The sequence below is a fragment of the Paraburkholderia unamae genome (genome assembly GCF_003096875.1).
Lineage (GTDB): Bacteria > Pseudomonadota > Gammaproteobacteria > Burkholderiales > Burkholderiaceae > Paraburkholderia > Paraburkholderia unamae.
Genome location: NZ_QEOB01000007.1, coordinates 265,834 through 280,643, shown reverse-complemented (window position 1 = coordinate 280,643; position 14,810 = coordinate 265,834). Strand labels below are relative to the sequence as shown.

Annotated in this window: 13 protein-coding genes; 4 read left to right on the top strand and 9 right to left on the bottom strand. The window is 65.9% G+C overall.

Features of this window, described 5'->3' with window-relative positions; genetic code table 11:
* Positions 1-49 precede the first annotated feature (49 nt).
* A complete protein-coding gene (gene lplT / locus C7402_RS16975) occupies positions 50-1,360 on the bottom strand; it encodes a lysophospholipid transporter LplT (protein WP_112172827.1) in 1,311 nt (436 codons plus the stop codon).
* 220 nt (positions 1,361-1,580) lie between these two features.
* Here lplT and alr point away from each other — a divergent pair, with 220 nt between their 5' ends.
* The 3 genes from alr (at position 1,581) to C7402_RS16960 (ending at position 4,452) form a co-directional block, all read left to right on the top strand.
* The gene (gene alr / locus C7402_RS16970; protein WP_116611387.1) at positions 1,581-2,651 is read left to right on the top strand and encodes an alanine racemase; all 1,071 of its coding nucleotides are present in this window, start codon (positions 1,581-1,583) and stop codon (positions 2,649-2,651) included.
* A gap of 16 nt (positions 2,652-2,667) precedes the next feature.
* A complete protein-coding gene (radA, locus tag C7402_RS16965; RefSeq protein ID WP_116611386.1) occupies positions 2,668-4,044 on the top strand; it encodes a DNA repair protein RadA in 1,377 nt (458 codons plus the stop codon).
* Between the two features lie 144 nt (positions 4,045-4,188).
* The gene (locus C7402_RS16960) at positions 4,189-4,452 is read left to right on the top strand and encodes a DUF2866 domain-containing protein (protein WP_181565608.1); all 264 of its coding nucleotides are present in this window, start codon (positions 4,189-4,191) and stop codon (positions 4,450-4,452) included.
* A 64-nt stretch (positions 4,453-4,516) separates the two neighbouring features.
* On the opposite strand, the gene C7402_RS16955 is transcribed toward C7402_RS16960, so the two are convergent.
* Both C7402_RS16955 and C7402_RS16950 read right to left on the bottom strand, forming a co-directional pair.
* On the bottom strand, positions 4,517-5,785 hold the full coding sequence (locus C7402_RS16955; protein ID WP_372460434.1) for a CoA transferase: 1,269 nt from the start codon (positions 5,783-5,785) through the stop codon (positions 4,517-4,519).
* 73 nt (positions 5,786-5,858) lie between these two features.
* The gene (locus tag C7402_RS16950) at positions 5,859-7,808 is read right to left on the bottom strand and encodes an ATP-binding cassette domain-containing protein (RefSeq protein WP_116611385.1); all 1,950 of its coding nucleotides are present in this window, start codon (positions 7,806-7,808) and stop codon (positions 5,859-5,861) included.
* A gap of 148 nt (positions 7,809-7,956) precedes the next feature.
* Here C7402_RS16950 and C7402_RS16945 point away from each other — a divergent pair, with 148 nt between their 5' ends.
* Positions 7,957-8,439 carry a glutathione peroxidase gene (locus C7402_RS16945; RefSeq protein WP_112172821.1) on the top strand — a complete coding sequence of 161 codons (483 nt, stop codon included), beginning with the start codon at positions 7,957-7,959 and terminating at the stop codon, positions 8,437-8,439.
* 22 nt (positions 8,440-8,461) lie between these two features.
* Here C7402_RS16945 and cls read toward each other — a convergent pair whose 3' ends face one another.
* From cls to dapC, 6 genes are all read right to left on the bottom strand, one after another.
* The gene (gene cls / locus C7402_RS16940) at positions 8,462-9,904 is read right to left on the bottom strand and encodes a cardiolipin synthase (protein WP_112172820.1); all 1,443 of its coding nucleotides are present in this window, start codon (positions 9,902-9,904) and stop codon (positions 8,462-8,464) included.
* A gap of 194 nt (positions 9,905-10,098) precedes the next feature.
* Complete coding sequence (gene prmB / locus C7402_RS16935) at positions 10,099-10,995, bottom strand: 50S ribosomal protein L3 N(5)-glutamine methyltransferase (RefSeq protein ID WP_112172819.1); 897 nt, start codon at positions 10,993-10,995, stop codon at positions 10,099-10,101.
* A 33-nt stretch (positions 10,996-11,028) separates the two neighbouring features.
* The gene (gene dapE / locus C7402_RS16930; protein ID WP_116611384.1) at positions 11,029-12,168 is read right to left on the bottom strand and encodes a succinyl-diaminopimelate desuccinylase; all 1,140 of its coding nucleotides are present in this window, start codon (positions 12,166-12,168) and stop codon (positions 11,029-11,031) included.
* A gap of 125 nt (positions 12,169-12,293) precedes the next feature.
* Complete coding sequence (locus C7402_RS16925) at positions 12,294-12,659, bottom strand: ArsC family reductase (protein WP_116611383.1); 366 nt, start codon at positions 12,657-12,659, stop codon at positions 12,294-12,296.
* Entirely contained in the window at positions 12,659-13,486 is an 828-nt protein-coding gene (dapD, locus tag C7402_RS16920; RefSeq protein WP_112172816.1) for a 2,3,4,5-tetrahydropyridine-2,6-dicarboxylate N-succinyltransferase, read from the bottom strand. Before dapD ends, C7402_RS16925 begins: the two co-directional genes overlap by 1 nt.
* 81 nt (positions 13,487-13,567) lie before the next feature.
* The gene (gene dapC, locus C7402_RS16915) at positions 13,568-14,791 is read right to left on the bottom strand and encodes a succinyldiaminopimelate transaminase (RefSeq protein ID WP_116611448.1); all 1,224 of its coding nucleotides are present in this window, start codon (positions 14,789-14,791) and stop codon (positions 13,568-13,570) included.
* Between the last annotated feature and the right edge of the window lie 19 nt (positions 14,792-14,810).

The window sequence follows — 14,810 nt, the reverse complement described above, 5'->3', positions numbered from 1 at the left end:
TATGCAAGCGCGTGCAGCGGCTCGCATCCACGCGCCCGCGCGCCGGTGATCAATGCCTGTGATTTTCGCCGATCAGCGCGACCGAGTCGAACGAGCGTTGATTCGCCTGGTGGCGGCGCATCACGAGCCACATCATCAGGCAGACGAAAGTGCCGAACAGCACGATGACGATGGTCACCGGCACGTCGAGCCAGACGAGCACGGCATAGAGGCACAGCATGATGAGCACCGAGAGGTTCTCGTTGAAGTTCTGCACGGCGATGGAGTGGCCGGCCGAGAGCAGCACGTGGCCGCGATGCTGGAGCAGCGCGTTCATCGGCACCACGAAGAAGCCCGAGAGACCGCCCACGATCATGAGGAAGATGTAGGCGAAAACCAGGTAGCCCGGAATGCGCAGATGGCCGATATGCAGGCCCCAATGCGGCGGAAAGAGATGGCGCGTGTAGAACGCCATCAGCATCACGGCGATACCCATGATGATGCCGACGGGCAGCACCGAAAGCGACTTCTTGAGCGGGATGCGCGCGGCGGCGATCATCGCGCCGGCCGCCACGCCCACGGCCACCACGGCCTGGAGCACCGCGCCTTCGGAGAGCGACATTCCGAGCGACACTTCGGCCCATTTGAGCACGATGAACTGGAGCGTCGCGCCCGCGCCCCAGAAGAGCGTCGTGACCGCCAGCGAGATCTGGCCGAGCTTGTCGTGCCAGAGGGTGTTGAAACAATCGGCGAAATCGGTGATGAGGCGCACGACGCCGTGCTGCTGGCGCGGGTAGCGTGCGCCGGTGTCGGGAATGCGCAGGTTGAAGAGTGCGGCGATCACATAGATCACCATGATGACGAGCATCGCGGCTTCGGCCGGCGTGTTGATCGCGGCGGGCGTGTGCTTGATCACATGCGAGGCGATGTGGGGGCTGATCAGCGCGCCGCCCAGCACGGTGCCGAGGATGATCGAGCCGACCGTGGTGCCCTCGATCCAGCCGTTGGCGGCGACGAGGCGCTCAGGCGGCAACAGTTCGGTGAGAATGCCGTATTTGGCAGGCGAATAGGCCGCCGCGCCGAAGCCCACCACGCCGTAGGCGAGCAAAGGGTGGGTGCCCGCCAGCATCATGGCGCAGCCCACGACCTTGATCGTGTTCGTGATGAACATCACGCGGCCCTTGGGGCGGGAATCTGCGAAGGCGCCGACGAAGGCGGCAAGAACGACGTAGGAAAGGACGAAAAACAGCTTGAGCAGCGGCGTCATCCAGTTCGGGGCGTGGAGATCTTTCAGCAGTGCAATTGCAGCGATCAGGAGCGCATTGTCGGCCAACGACGAAAAAAACTGCGCGGCCATGATGGTGTAAAAGCCTTTTTTCATCTGATGCGATGCTTTCCTCGCTGCGGTCCGTCCGCCCCGGACGGGTGGGAGGCATCCGGGCTTATTACGTTCGAAATGGGTTGTGCGCAGGGCTTTATATCACGAAAATAGGTGCATTCGGACTAGCACAATCCTTGACCGCCCATCAGGCGGGCCTGCCGGGCGCTGAAAACACCCTGTAAGCTCCTGATTCAAAAGCGTCTTTGTGAAAATATCTCCCATGCCGCGCCCCCTCTCAGCAACGATTCATACCGCCGCTCTCGCCAATAATCTCGCCGTCGTCCGCAAGTACGCGCCACAGTCGAAGATCTGGGCCGTCGTGAAGGCCAATGCCTACGGGCACGGGCTTGCGCGAGCGTTTCCGGGCCTGCGCGCGACGGACGGTTTCGGCCTTCTCGACCTCGAGGAGGCGGCGAAGCTGCGCGAGCTCGGCTGGGCAGGTCCGATCCTGCTGCTCGAAGGCTTTTTCCGGCCGACCGACATCGACGTGATCGACCGCTATAGCCTCACGACCGTCGTCCATTGCGATGAGCAGATGCGCATGCTCGAAATGGCGCGGCTCTCGAAGCCGGTCAATATCCAGCTCAAGATGAATAGCGGCATGAACCGGCTCGGCTACACGCCTGAGAAGTATCGCGCCGCCTGGGAGCGCGCGCGCGCGAATGCCGGCATCGGCCAGATCACATTGATGACCCACTTCGCGGATGCCGACACGCCGCGCGGCGTGGGCGAGCAGATGGCGGCGTTCGAGCGCGGCGCGCAGGGCATTGCGGGCACGCGCAGTCTCGCCAATTCGGCCGCCACGCTCTGGCATCCGTCCACGCACTTCGACTGGGTGCGGCCCGGCATCATTCTGTATGGCGCCTCGCCTTCGGGCGTCGCCACGGCGCTCGACGGCGTGGGCCTGCAACCGGCCATGACGCTCGCCTCGGAACTCATCGCGACGCAAAACGTGGCCGAAGGGCAAACCGTCGGCTACGGCTCGACCTTCACGGCGCGCAAGCCCATGCGCATCGGCGTGGTGGCGTGCGGTTACGCCGACGGCTACCCGCGCGTCGCGCCCGAAGGCACGCCGGTGATCGTCGACGGCGTGCTCACACGCGTCGTGGGCCGCGTCTCCATGGACATGCTCACCGTCGACCTCACGCCGGTGCACGGCGCGGGCGTGGGCGCGCGCGTGGAGCTGTGGGGTGCGAACCTGCCGATCGACGACGTCGCGAAAGCCTGCGGCACGATCGGCTACGAGCTGATGTGCGCGGTGGCGCCGCGCGTGCCGGTGCGCGCCGAATAACGCCATGGCAAAGAGCATGGCGAAGGTCAAGACGCTGTATACGTGCACGGAATGTGGCGGGCAAGCGCCCAAGTGGCAAGGCCAGTGCCCCGCGTGCGGAGCGTGGAACACACTCGTGGAAGGCGTGGCGGAAACGGCGGGCAGCCACCGCTTCCAGTCGCTCGCGAAGAGCGCGCCGGTGCGCCGTCTCGCCGATATCGAGGCGTCCGACGTGCCGCGCTTCACCACCGGCGTGGGCGAGTTCGACCGCGTGCTGGGCGGCGGGCTCGTGGCGGGCGGCGTGGTGTTGATCGGCGGCGATCCGGGCATCGGCAAGTCGACGCTGCTGTTGCAGTCGCTCGCGCAGATCGCCGCGGAGCGTCGCGCGCTTTATGTGAGCGGCGAGGAATCGGCGGCGCAGATCGCGTTGCGCGCGCAACGGTTGGCGCTGCTCGATCCGGGCTCGATGGCGAGCGAGCTCCAACTGCTCGCCGAAATTCAGCTCGAAAAAATCCAGGCGACGATCGAGACGGAAAAGCCCGATGTCGCCGTGATCGACTCCATCCAGACGATCTATTCCGAAGCGCTGACGTCCGCGCCGGGCTCGGTCGCCCAGGTGCGCGAATGCGCGGCGCAGCTCACGCGCATCGCGAAGCAGTCGGGTACCGCGATCATCATGGTCGGGCACGTGACGAAAGAGGGCAACCTCGCGGGCCCGCGCGTGCTGGAGCACATCGTCGACACCGTGCTGTACTTCGAGGGCGACACGCATTCGTCGTTCCGTCTCGTGCGCGCGTTCAAGAACCGCTTTGGCGCGGTCAACGAGCTGGGCGTGTTCGCGATGACCGAGAAGGGCTTGCGCGGCGTGGCGAATCCGTCCGCGCTCTTTCTCTCGCAGCACGAGCAAAGCGTGCCCGGTTCGTGCGTGCTCGTGACGCAGGAAGGCTCGCGGCCGCTGCTCGTCGAGGTGCAGGCGCTCGTCGACACGGCGCATGTGCCCAATCCGCGGCGCCTTGCCGTCGGCCTCGAGCAGAACCGGCTCGCCATGCTGCTCGCGGTGCTGCATCGGCACGCGGGTATTGCGTGCTTCGATCAGGATGTTTTCCTCAACGCCGTGGGCGGTGTGAAGATCACCGAACCGGCCGCCGATCTGGCCGTGCTGCTCTCCATCCATTCATCGATGCGTAACAAGGCGTTGCCCAAGGGTCTGATCGTTTTTGGCGAAGTGGGGCTGGCCGGCGAGATCCGACCCTCGCCACGCGGCCAGGATCGCTTGAAGGAAGCGGCGAAGCTCGGCTTTTCATGCGCGCTGATTCCCCGCGCCAATGCGCCGAAACAGCCGATCGAAGGTTTACAGGTGATTGCGGTGGAGCGCATCGAGGAGGCGATCGACCGGGTGCGCGAACTCGATTGAGCGCGGCGGCGCAGGCAAAAACGCCTGTACTGTCGCGTAATGATTAGTAACAACCCTGGTCGCCGCTGTAACCTTTTCGATTCGCGATTTCCCTATCCTTGGGGCCGATGTTCCACACGTGTCCAGAGCAAAAAGGATAGCGACTTGAAACAGACTGATACGTCCGTCGGCGATCGTTCGATCGTCGTACGCGGCTGCCGGGTTTCGCAGCCGCTCATGCAACCTTGGGGCAGCACTTGCCGCATTGTCGAGTGGATCGACGGCGACGGGCGCATCTCGCGCCGCGTCGTGGCGGAAGACGTGACGGCAGCCGAAGTGCGCAGCACCATCGCGCACCACGTGGAAGGCCGCAAATATGTGCTGTACGACGACGAACGCGCTCCGCGGCAAACGCTGCCGCGACGCTAGCCGGTAAAAATGGGCGCTACGAAGCGCCCATTTTTCATTGCGCGGCCGGTTTGCGCGCGGGCGCTCAGCCCCACGGTCCGTAGGTGAAGGGTTTTTTCGCCCCCGGGGTGTCCGGTGCGCCCGGATTGGCCGCTGTGCCGGTTTGACCGGGTTGTGCGCTTTGTCCGCTCTGTCCAGGTTGTCCAGCTTGCCCCTGATAGCCCGCTTGTCCGAACGGCGCGCCATGCGGCTGCCCGGCCGGCTGGCCGAGCCCGGCCTCCTCGGCCTGCTTCTTCGCGGCCATTTCGTCCATGATGGCCTGCAACACTTCGGCGTTGAAGAGCGGGTGGCGTGACGCTTCACCAGGCGTCAGGACCGGCGACACGCAGCAGGCGATGGATTCCAGCCGGTCGATCCAGGTTTGCAGCGACTCGGATGCAATGATGGCCGCCAGCTCGCGCGTGAGCGCCGCGGCGTCGGCGCCGCCGATCGCCTGACCGAGGCTCCAGTGCCGCTCGGCCCAGTCGTCGCGGCCGATGGCCTGGCAAAGCGTTTGCCAGAATTTCAGTTCCAGCGCGCCGACGGCGAGCCAGCGGCCGTCCTGAGTGCGATAGAGGTTGTAGCAGGGCACGCCGCCGTTGAGCAGGCCGCCGCCGGGTTGCAGCGCCGCGGCGTCGTCGTTGGCGAGCGCGACCTGTGCGACCACGTTATGCGCGTAGCTCGCATGCGCCATGGAAACATCGACGAAACGGCCTTCGCCGCCGCGCGCCACATGCCAGAGCGCCGCGAGCATCTGCGTGACGGCCGAGAGCGCGCCGCCGAGCAGGTCGGCGATCTGGAAGTTGGGCAGCACCGGCGCGCCGTCGCGCGTGGCGAGCTGGTCGAGCACGCCCGCGTAGGCGACATAGTTGATGTCGTGACCCGGATGACCGGCAAACGGGCCGGTCGCGCCATAACCGGTGATCGCGCAATACACGAGCTTGGGATTCACGGCGCGCAGCACCTCGTATCCGACCCCGAGACGGTCCATCACGCCGGGCCGAAAACTCTCCACGAGCACGTCGGCGTCGCGCGCGAGGGCGAGCAGTACCGCGCGCCCGCTCTCGGTCTTCAGATCGAGCCGCGTTTCACGCTTGCCGCGATTGACGAGGCGGTAAAACGCGCCGGGCCGCGCGGCCACCTCGTCGACGGCGCTTTGCATCATGACGCGCGCCGCGTCTCCGGCGCCGGGCGGCTCGATCTTCAGCACGTCGGCGCCCATTTCCGCGAGCCGCAAGGTGGCCACGGGCCCGGGCAGAAGGCGGGTCAGATCGAGTACGCGAAGGCCCTGCAATGCGGCGGCGGGTGACGACACTCGTGGCTCCCTGGCGAATGGACGTGGCGGAAAAGGCGACTGTGCCTGGGCAAGTCGGTGCAAGTGCGCGGCGCTAGCCGATCTGTTCGAGTTCCTCGTGCGCGTCGAGCCATTCGGCTTCGAGCGCATCGAGGCGCGACTGCACTTCGGCCTGGCGGCGGATCGCCTCGGTCAGGCGGCTCTTTTGCTCGGGCTCGTAGCTCGCCGGGTTGGCGACGAAGGTGTCGAGCGTACCCTTTTCGGCGTTGAGCGCGTCCATTTCCTTTTCGATCTTGCCGATTTTCACCTGCAACGGCTTCTTCAGATGCGCCACCTTCTGGCGCTGCTCGGCTTCCTGACGGCGTTGCTCCTTGCGGTTGACGCCGTCGCCCGCGCCTGCGCCGTTCGCCGCATTCGCCGTGCCGGATGCCGCCTCTTTGAGCGCCGCGCGTTGCTCGGCCGCGTGCTGGAGCAGCCAGTCGCGGTAATCGTCGAGGTCGCCGTCGAACGGCTGGAGGCGGTGCTTCGCCACCAGCATGAACTGATCGGTCGTGGCGCGCAGCAGATGCCGGTCGTGCGACACGAGAATCAGCGTGCCTTCGAACTGCGCGAGCGCCATGGTGAGCGCGTGGCGCGTTTCGAGGTCGAGGTGGTTGGTCGGCTCGTCGAGCAGCAGCAGGTTGGGCTTTTGCCAGATGATGAGCGCGAGCGCGAGGCGCGCCTTCTCGCCGCCCGAGAACGGCGCGATGGGCGCCGTGGCCATCTCGCCCGGGAAGTTGAAGCCGCCGAGGAAGTCGCGCAGTTCCTGCTCGCGCGTGTCGGGTGCAAGACGCGCGAGATGCTGGAGCGGGGTGTCGTCGGGTCGCAGCGTTTCGAGCTGATGCTGCGCGAAATAGCCGATTTGCAGGCCCTTGCCCGTGCGCAGGTCGCCCGAGAGCGGTGCGAGCGTGCCCGCGAGCGTCTTGATGAGCGTGGACTTGCCCTGGCCGTTCGCGCCGAGCAGGCCGATGCGCTGGCCGTTCTGGATCGACAGCGTCACGCGTTCGACGATGGGCGTTTCGCTGCCGTCTTCGGCGCGATAGCCGCAGCGCACGTTTTCCATGACGAGCATGGGGTTGGGCGCGGAGTCGGGCGCGCGAAATTCGAACGTGAACGGCGAACTGGCGTGCGCGGGCGCGATCAGTTCCATTTTTTCGAGCGCCTTCACGCGGCTTTGCGCCTGGCGGGCCTTGGTGGCCTTGGCCTTGAAGCGGTCGATGAAGCTTTGCAGATGCGCGACGGTGCGCTGCTGCTTTTCATAGGCGTTTTGCTGGAGCGCCAGTTGTTGCGCGCGCAGGATCTCGAACTGCGAGTAATTGCCGCCGTAGCGTTTGACCTGCTGGTTTTCCAGATGCAGCGTGACGTTACAGACCGAGTCGAGGAATTCGCGGTCGTGCGAGATCACGACGAGCGTGCCGGGATAGCGGTGCAGCCAGTCTTCGAGCCAGACGATCGCGTCCAGATCCAGGTGGTTCGTGGGTTCGTCGAGCAGCAGGAGGTCGGAGCGGCACATCAGCGCCTGCGCGAGGTTCAGGCGCATGCGCCAGCCGCCCGAGAAGCTCGACACGGGCTGGCGCGTTTGGTCGAGCGTGAAGCCGAGCCCGAGCAGCAGGGCTTCCGCCCGCGCCGGGGCGGTGTAGCCGTCGGCGTCGGCGAAGGCGCCGTGCGCCTCGGCTTCGGCCGCGCCGTCGTGTGCCGCCGAGGCCGCGGCGATGCGCGCCTCGATCTCGCGCAGCGCGGCGTCGCCGTCGAGCGTGTAGTCGAGCGCGGTGCGGTCCACCGCCGGGGTTTCCTGCGCGACGTGCGCGATGCGCCAGGACGGCGGCAGCGAGAAGTCGCCGGCGTCCGCGTGCAGTTCGCCGCGCAGCACGGCGAACAGGGTCGATTTGCCCGCGCCGTTTGCGCCGACGAGACCGGCCTTTTCGCCGGGGTTCAGCGTGAACGAGGTTTGCTCGAAAAGCGGCTTGGTGCCGCGGGCAAGGCTGAATTGGTTGAAGCGGATCACGACGGCGCCGGCAGGAAGGAAACGAAAGAAAGCGCTATTTTAGCCGGGTACACGGCGTCGCCGGCATCAGCCGTTCGGCTAGCCGTTTGGTCGAGTGCGAATTGCATGCATTCTCACGTAGACTGGCGCTTTTCCAGGGGAGAGCCAGATGACTTCGATCTATTCGTTTTCGGCGCAACCGCTTGGCGGCGGCGAGCCGGTCAGTCTCGACCGCTATACGGGCAAGGTGCTCTTGATCGTCAATACGGCGAGCGAGTGCGGATTCACGCCGCAGTACGCAGGCCTGCAAAAGCTCTACGACGAGTACGCCGCGCGCGGCCTCGCGGTGCTCGGCTTTCCGTGCAACCAGTTCGGCAAGCAGGAGCCCGGCGACGCCGCGCAGATCGGCAGTTTCTGCGAGAAGAACTACGGCGTGACGTTTCCCATGTTCGAGAAAATCGACGTCAACGGAGCGAACGCGCACCCGCTGTATCGCTGGCTCACGGGCGAGGCGCCGGGGCTGCTCGGGCTCGAGGGCATCAAGTGGAATTTCACGAAGTTTCTCGTCGACCGCAGCGGCAACGTGGTGAAGCGCTATGCGCCGGTCACGAAACCCGAGGCGATCGCGGCAGACATCGAAAAGCGGCTTTGAGCGCCGCCGGGCGAGCATTGCGCTAGAGAATCGGCGCGAAGAGCCGCGCGAGATGCATCGTGATCTTGCGCCAGGCGGGCGCGTCGCGGTACTCGCTGCGATCGATCTCGAAAGTCTCCTCGAAGTCGCGCAGCAGCATCGCCTCGACTTCGGCGGCGAAGCCCCGATGCACGGTCAGCACCATGATCTCGAAGTTCAGGCGGAACGACCGGTTGTCGAGATTCGCGCTGCCAATGGCCGCGGCCACGTCATCGATCAGCACGACCTTCTGGTGCAGGAAGCCCGGCTTGTAGCGGAAGATGCGGATGCCCGCGCGCACGGCGTCGAAGGCGTACAGCGTGGACGCCTCGAACACCACGTAATGATCGCGGCGGCTCGGAATCATGATGCGCACGTCCACGCCGCGCAGCACTGCGAGGCGCAGCGCCGAGAACACGGCTTCGTCGGGCACGAGGTAGGGCGTGGTGATCCACACGCGCTTTTTCGCCGCGTTGATTGCTTCCACGAAAAAGAGCGAGCAGGTCTCCTGGCGGTCCGCCGGGCCGGTGGGCATCACGAGGCAGTACATGTCGTCGCCTTCCTGCGGCACGACCGTGGGCGGTTCGCAGCCGGGCAACTGCTGGGTGGCCCAGTACCAGTCCTCGGTAAAGGCGAACTGCACGTTGGCGACGACCGGCCCGCGCAGCTCGATATGCGTGTCGCGCCAGGGCGAGAGGCGCGGATTCGCGCCCAGGTATTCGATGCCCACGTTATGGCCGCCCACGAACGCGTGGTGGCCGTCCACCACGACGATCTTGCGGTGGTTGCGGAAATTGAGCTGGAAGCGGTTGACGAAGTGGCGCTTCGTGGAGAACGGGTGCACCTCCACGCCGCCGTCCTGCAATTCGTGCACGTAGCTGGCGGGCAGGTCGAACGAGCCGATGCTGTCGTAGAGGAAATACACGCGCACGCCGCGTTTCGCGCAGTCGAGCAGCACATCCTTGAGCATGTCGCCGAGCGCGTCGGCGTGCACGATGAAGAACTGCACGATCACGTAGTGCCGGGCGCGTTCGATCGCGTCGAAAATGGCGGAGAAGGTCGCCTCGCCGTTCACGAGCGTGCGCACCGAGTTGCCGGGCACGAGCGGCATGCCGCCCAGGCGCGCGAACGTGCGGATCACGCGCACGCCCAGTTCGTCGGCGGGCCATTCGCCTGCGGAGACGAGCTTGTCCCATTCGGGCGCATGGGCGCGCGAGCGCAAGGTTTCGTTGCGCAGGCGCCGCGCGTCGGCATAGCCCGCGAACTTGCTGCGGCCAAGAAAGAGATACGGGACGAGTGTGAGGTAGGGCATCGCCGCGAGCGAGACGGCCCAGGCAATCGCGCCCTGTGAGGTGCGCGTATTGAGGATGGCGTGGCACGCCGCGATCAGCCCAAGCAGATGGATGATCGCGAGCAGCGTGCCAAGGTGTGACCAGTCGAATCGCATAGCGGCGTGGGACGCTCCCTGGGGCCGGACGCAGGGCCGGCCTGCACCGGGAGGCGCACGGCCGGAGGGCTCAATCTTACCGAACCCGCTGCCGCGACGGCTATCGTCCCAGTCCTGCGCGCGGCGACCCGCGTCAAAAAGCGGCGCACGGGCGCCGCGACGCGTTCGCGCAGGTCCGTCAGACCATTAGACCATCAGACCGGCAAGTCGCAGGCCTGGATCAGGAACACCTGATCGTCGCCGGCGCTCGTCGAGAGCCAGACGAGATCGAGGCCGCCAAACGCGGCTTCGACGTTCTCGCGCTCGTTGCCGATCTCGACCACCAGCACGCCGTCGTCGGTGAGCCAGTTGCGCGCGTCCTTGATGATGCGGCGCACGATGTCCATGCCGTCCGCGCCGCCTGCGAGCGCCATTTCCGGCTCGTGACGGTACTCGGGCGGCAGCGCCTGCATCGAATCGGTGTTCACGTACGGCGGGTTCGTGATGATCACGTCATAGCGGCGCTCAGCCAGCGGCGCGTACAGATCGCCTTCGAAGAGGGCGATGCGCTCGTCCAGGTCGTGATCGTGGACGTTGCGTCGCGCCACTTCGAGCGCGGGCGCGGAAAGGTCCACGGCGTCGATATCGGCGTTCGGGAACGCGTGCGCCGCGAGGATCGCAAGGCTCGCCGAGCCGGTGCACAGTTCCAGCACGGCGGTCACTTGCTCGGGATCTTCCACGTAGGGTTGCAGCCCGTCTGCGAGCAGCTCGCCAATGAACGAGCGCGGCACGATCACGCGTTCGTCCACATAGAAGCGCAGGCCGTGCATCCACGCTTCCTGCGTGATGTAGGCGGCGGGTACGCGATCGTTCGCGCGGCGCTCAATCACGCCGAGCACCTTGTCGACTTCCTCGGTCGTGAGGCGCGCGTCCATGAACGGGTCGAGCAGGTCGAGCGGCAGATGCAGCGTGTGCAGGATCAGGTACGCGGCTTCGTCGTAAGCATTGCTCGAGCCGTGGCCGAACGCGAGTTGCGCGGCGGAAAAGCGCGAGACGCCGTAGCGCAGCAAATCGCGCACGGAGCCGAAGGTGGTGGCGAGCGGATGGGTCATGTTCTGGACTCCAGAGCGTGTGCGGTGGATGGATCAGGCGATCAGTTGTTCGAGCACGCGGCGGTAGACGTTCTTGAGCGGATCGATGAATTTCACTTCGATATGCTCATCGATCTTGTGGATGCTGGCGTTGGGCGGCCCGAACTCCACCACCTGTTCGCACATGCGCGCGATGAAGCGGCCATCGGAGGTGCCGCCCGTGGTCGAAAGCTCGGTCGTGACGCCCGTTTCGTCGTGAATCGCCTTTTCGAGCGCGTTCGAGAGGTCGCCGCGCGGGGTGAGGAAGGGCAGGCCGCTCACGCTCCAGTGCAGGTCGTATTCCAGACCGTGCTTGTCGAGGATCGCGTGCACGCGCTGTTGCAGGCCTTCCACCGTGCTCGCGGTCGAGAAGCGGAAGTTGAACATCACGTCGGCGTGGCCCGGAATCACGTTGCTCGCGCCCGTGCCGCTGTGGATGTTCGACACCTGCCACGTCGTGGGCGGGAAGTAGTCGTTGCCGTCGTCCCACTTTTCGGCCACGAGTTCAGCGAGCGCGGGCGCCAGCAGGTGCACGGGGTTCTTCGCGAGATGCGGATAGGCGATGTGCCCCTGCACGCCCTTCACGACGAGCTTGCCCGACATCGAGCCGCGGCGGCCGTTCTTCACGCAGTCGCCGAGCGTATTCGTCGAAGTCGGCTCGCCCACGATGCAGTAGTCCATCTTCTCGCCGCGCGCCTGGAGCGCCTCGACGACCTTCACGGTGCCGTCGGTGGCGGGGCCTTCCTCGTCGCTCGTGATGAGGAACGCGATGGCGCCGCGATGCTGAGGATGCGCCGCCACGAACTCTTCGCTCGCCACCACGAAGGCCGCGAGCGAGGTTTTCATGTCGGCGGCGCCGCGGCCGTAGAGAATGCCGTCGCGGTGCGAGGGCTGGAACGGCGGCGAGCTCCATTGCTCGATGGGGCCGGTCGGCACGACGTCGGTATGGCCCGCGAAGGCGAGCAGCGGGCCTTGCGTGCCCGCCGTGCCGCGCTTGACGGCCCAGAGGTTCGTCACGCCGTTGGATTCGATCGTTTCGCACGCGAAGCCGAGCGCGCCAAGGCGTTCGGTCATGATGCGCTGGCAGTGCTGGTCGTCGGGCGTGACGGAGGCGCGCGCGATCAGGGCTTCGGTAAGGGCGAGGGTGGCGGACATAAAAGGACCACTTTCAATAAAAATGCCGGCGCCGCTGCGGGAGCAGGGGCCGGCAACAACGTGTTATGACCGTGTGCGCACGACCTTCCGTAGAGCGGATCGGGCGCACCGGTCTCATGCGGCGCTCAGACGAACAGCTCCGCATACTGGTCGGCGGAAAAACCGAGCGTCTTCACGCGGCCGTTCACCACGACCACGGGGCGCTTGATGATCGACGGCTTGTGGATCATCAGCGCGATTGCACCGGCGGTCGTGTCGGCTTCGGCCTTGTGCACGTCCGAAAGGCCGCGCCAGGTCGTGCCGCGCTTGTTGATGAGCTGATCGAGCGGGACGTCTTTCAGCCAGTCCTGGACCAGCGCGTTCGAGACGCCCGCTTTCTTGAAGTCGTGGAACTCGAATTCGACGCCGTGCTCCTCCAGCCACACGCGGGCCTTCTTCACGCTGTCGCAGTTCGGAATGCCGTAGACGACGGTCTTGGCGGACTTCGCCATCAGTCGCCTCGCAGCAGCTCGTTCAGGCCGACCTTGGCGCGCGTCTTGGCGTCGACCTTCTTGACGATCACGGCGCAGTACAGGCTGTGCGAGCCGTCCTTCGAGGGCAGGTTGCCCGCGACCACGACCGAGCCCGCCGGAATGCGGCCGTACGAGACTTCGCCGGTTTCGCGGTCGTAAATCTTGGTCGACTGGCCGAGGTACACGCCCATCGAGATGACCGAGTTTTCTTCGACGATCACGCCTTCCACGACTTCCGAGCGCGCGCCGATGAAGCAGTTGTCTTCGATGATGACGGGGTTCGCCTGGAGCGGCTCCAGCACGCCGCCGATGCCCACGCCGCCCGAGAGGTGCACGTTCTTGCCGATCTGCGCGCACGAACCGACGGTGGCCCACGTGTCGACCATCGTGCCTTCATCGACGTAGGCGCCGATGTTCGTGTACGACGGCATCAGCACGACGTTCTTCGCGATGAACGAGCCGCGGCGCGCGATGGCGGGCGGCACGACGCGGAAACCGCCCGCGGCGAAGTCTTCGGCCGTGTAGTTGGCGAACTTCGAGGGCACCTTGTCGTAGAACTGGCTGTAGCCGCCGGCGGGCATCGGTGCGTTGTCTTCCAGGCGGAACGACAGCAGCACGGCCTTTTTCACCCACTGGTTGACGACCCAGTCGCCGTCCTTCTTCTCGGCGCAGCGCAGTGCGCCACGGTCCAGCTCGGCGATGACGTGGGCGACGGCTTCACGCACGTCGTTCGGGGCCGACTTGGGCGAAAAGTCGGCGCGGTTTTCCCAGGCGGTGTCGATGATCTGCTGAAGTTGTTGCGACATGGTGGTGATTTCGTGAGATTGATGATGGAAAGCGGTGTTGCGCGCAGCGGGGTGCGGGACCCCGGCGCGCTCGCAAAGGCTTTACGGTTTGAGCGAGCGGCAGAACTCGACGATGCGCTGCGCGCCCTCGATGCACTCCTCGACGTCGGCGACGAGCGCCATGCGGACGAAGTCTTTGCCGGGATTCGTGCCATGCGCCTCGCGCGCGAGGAACGAGCCGGGCAGAACCGTCACATTATAGTCGGCGTAGAGGCGCTGGGCGAACGCGGTGTCCGTCATGCCGGTGCGCGCGACGTTGGCCCAGAGGTAGAACGCCGCATCGGGCAGTTTCACGTCGAGCACGTCGGCGAGCATGGGCGTGACCGTCGAGAACTTCTGCACGTATTTTGCGCGGTTCTCGCGCACGTGCGCCTCGTCGCCCCAGGCCGCGATGCTGGCGGATTGCCACACCGGCGACAAGGCCGCGCCGTGATAGGTGCGGTACAGCAGGAACTGCTTGAGGATGGCGGCGTCCCCGGCGACGAAGCCCGAGCGCATGCCCGGCGCGTTCGAGCGCTTGGAAAGGCTCGACAGCATGACGAGGCGCTCGAAGCCGCGACCCAGCTTGTGCGCCGCCTCGAGGCCGCCCAGCGGCGGATTCGCTTCGTCGAAATAGATTTCCGAGTAGCACTCGTCCGAGGCGATCACGAAGCCGTAGCGGTCGGAAAGCGCGAACAGCTCGCGCCAGTCGTCGAGCGTGATCACGGCGCCCGTGGGATTGCCCGGCGAGCACACGTACAGCAGTTGCGTGCGCGCCCAGACTTCCTCGGGAACCTGCGAATAGTCGCAGGCGAAGTTGCGGGCCGGATCGCTGTTCACGAAGTACGGCTCGCCGCCGCCCAGCAGCGCGGCGCCTTCATAGATCTGGTAGAAAGGGTTCGGGCAGAGTACGATCGCCCGCTTTGCCGGGTCTTTCACGCCCGCAGTCGGGTCGATCACGGCCTGCGCGAGCGCGAACAGCGCCTCGCGCGAGCCCGAGACGGGCAGGACTTCCGTGTTCGCGTCGATGGCCGGCAGTCCGTAGCGCGCCTTCACCCAGTTCGCGATCGACTCGCGCAGCGCCGGGCTGCCCGCCGTGGCCGGGTACGACGAGAGGCCGTCGAGCGACGCCACGATGGCGTCGCGGATCACCGCCGGCGTGGGGTGTTTCGGCTCGCCGATCCCGAAGCTGATGTGGCGCAGGCCGGCGTTCGGCGTGACGTCCTTGAAGAGTACGCGCAGCTTTTCGAAGGGATAGGACTGAAGGGTGTCGAGTAGCGGATTCACTTGGGGCTGGACGGGCGTG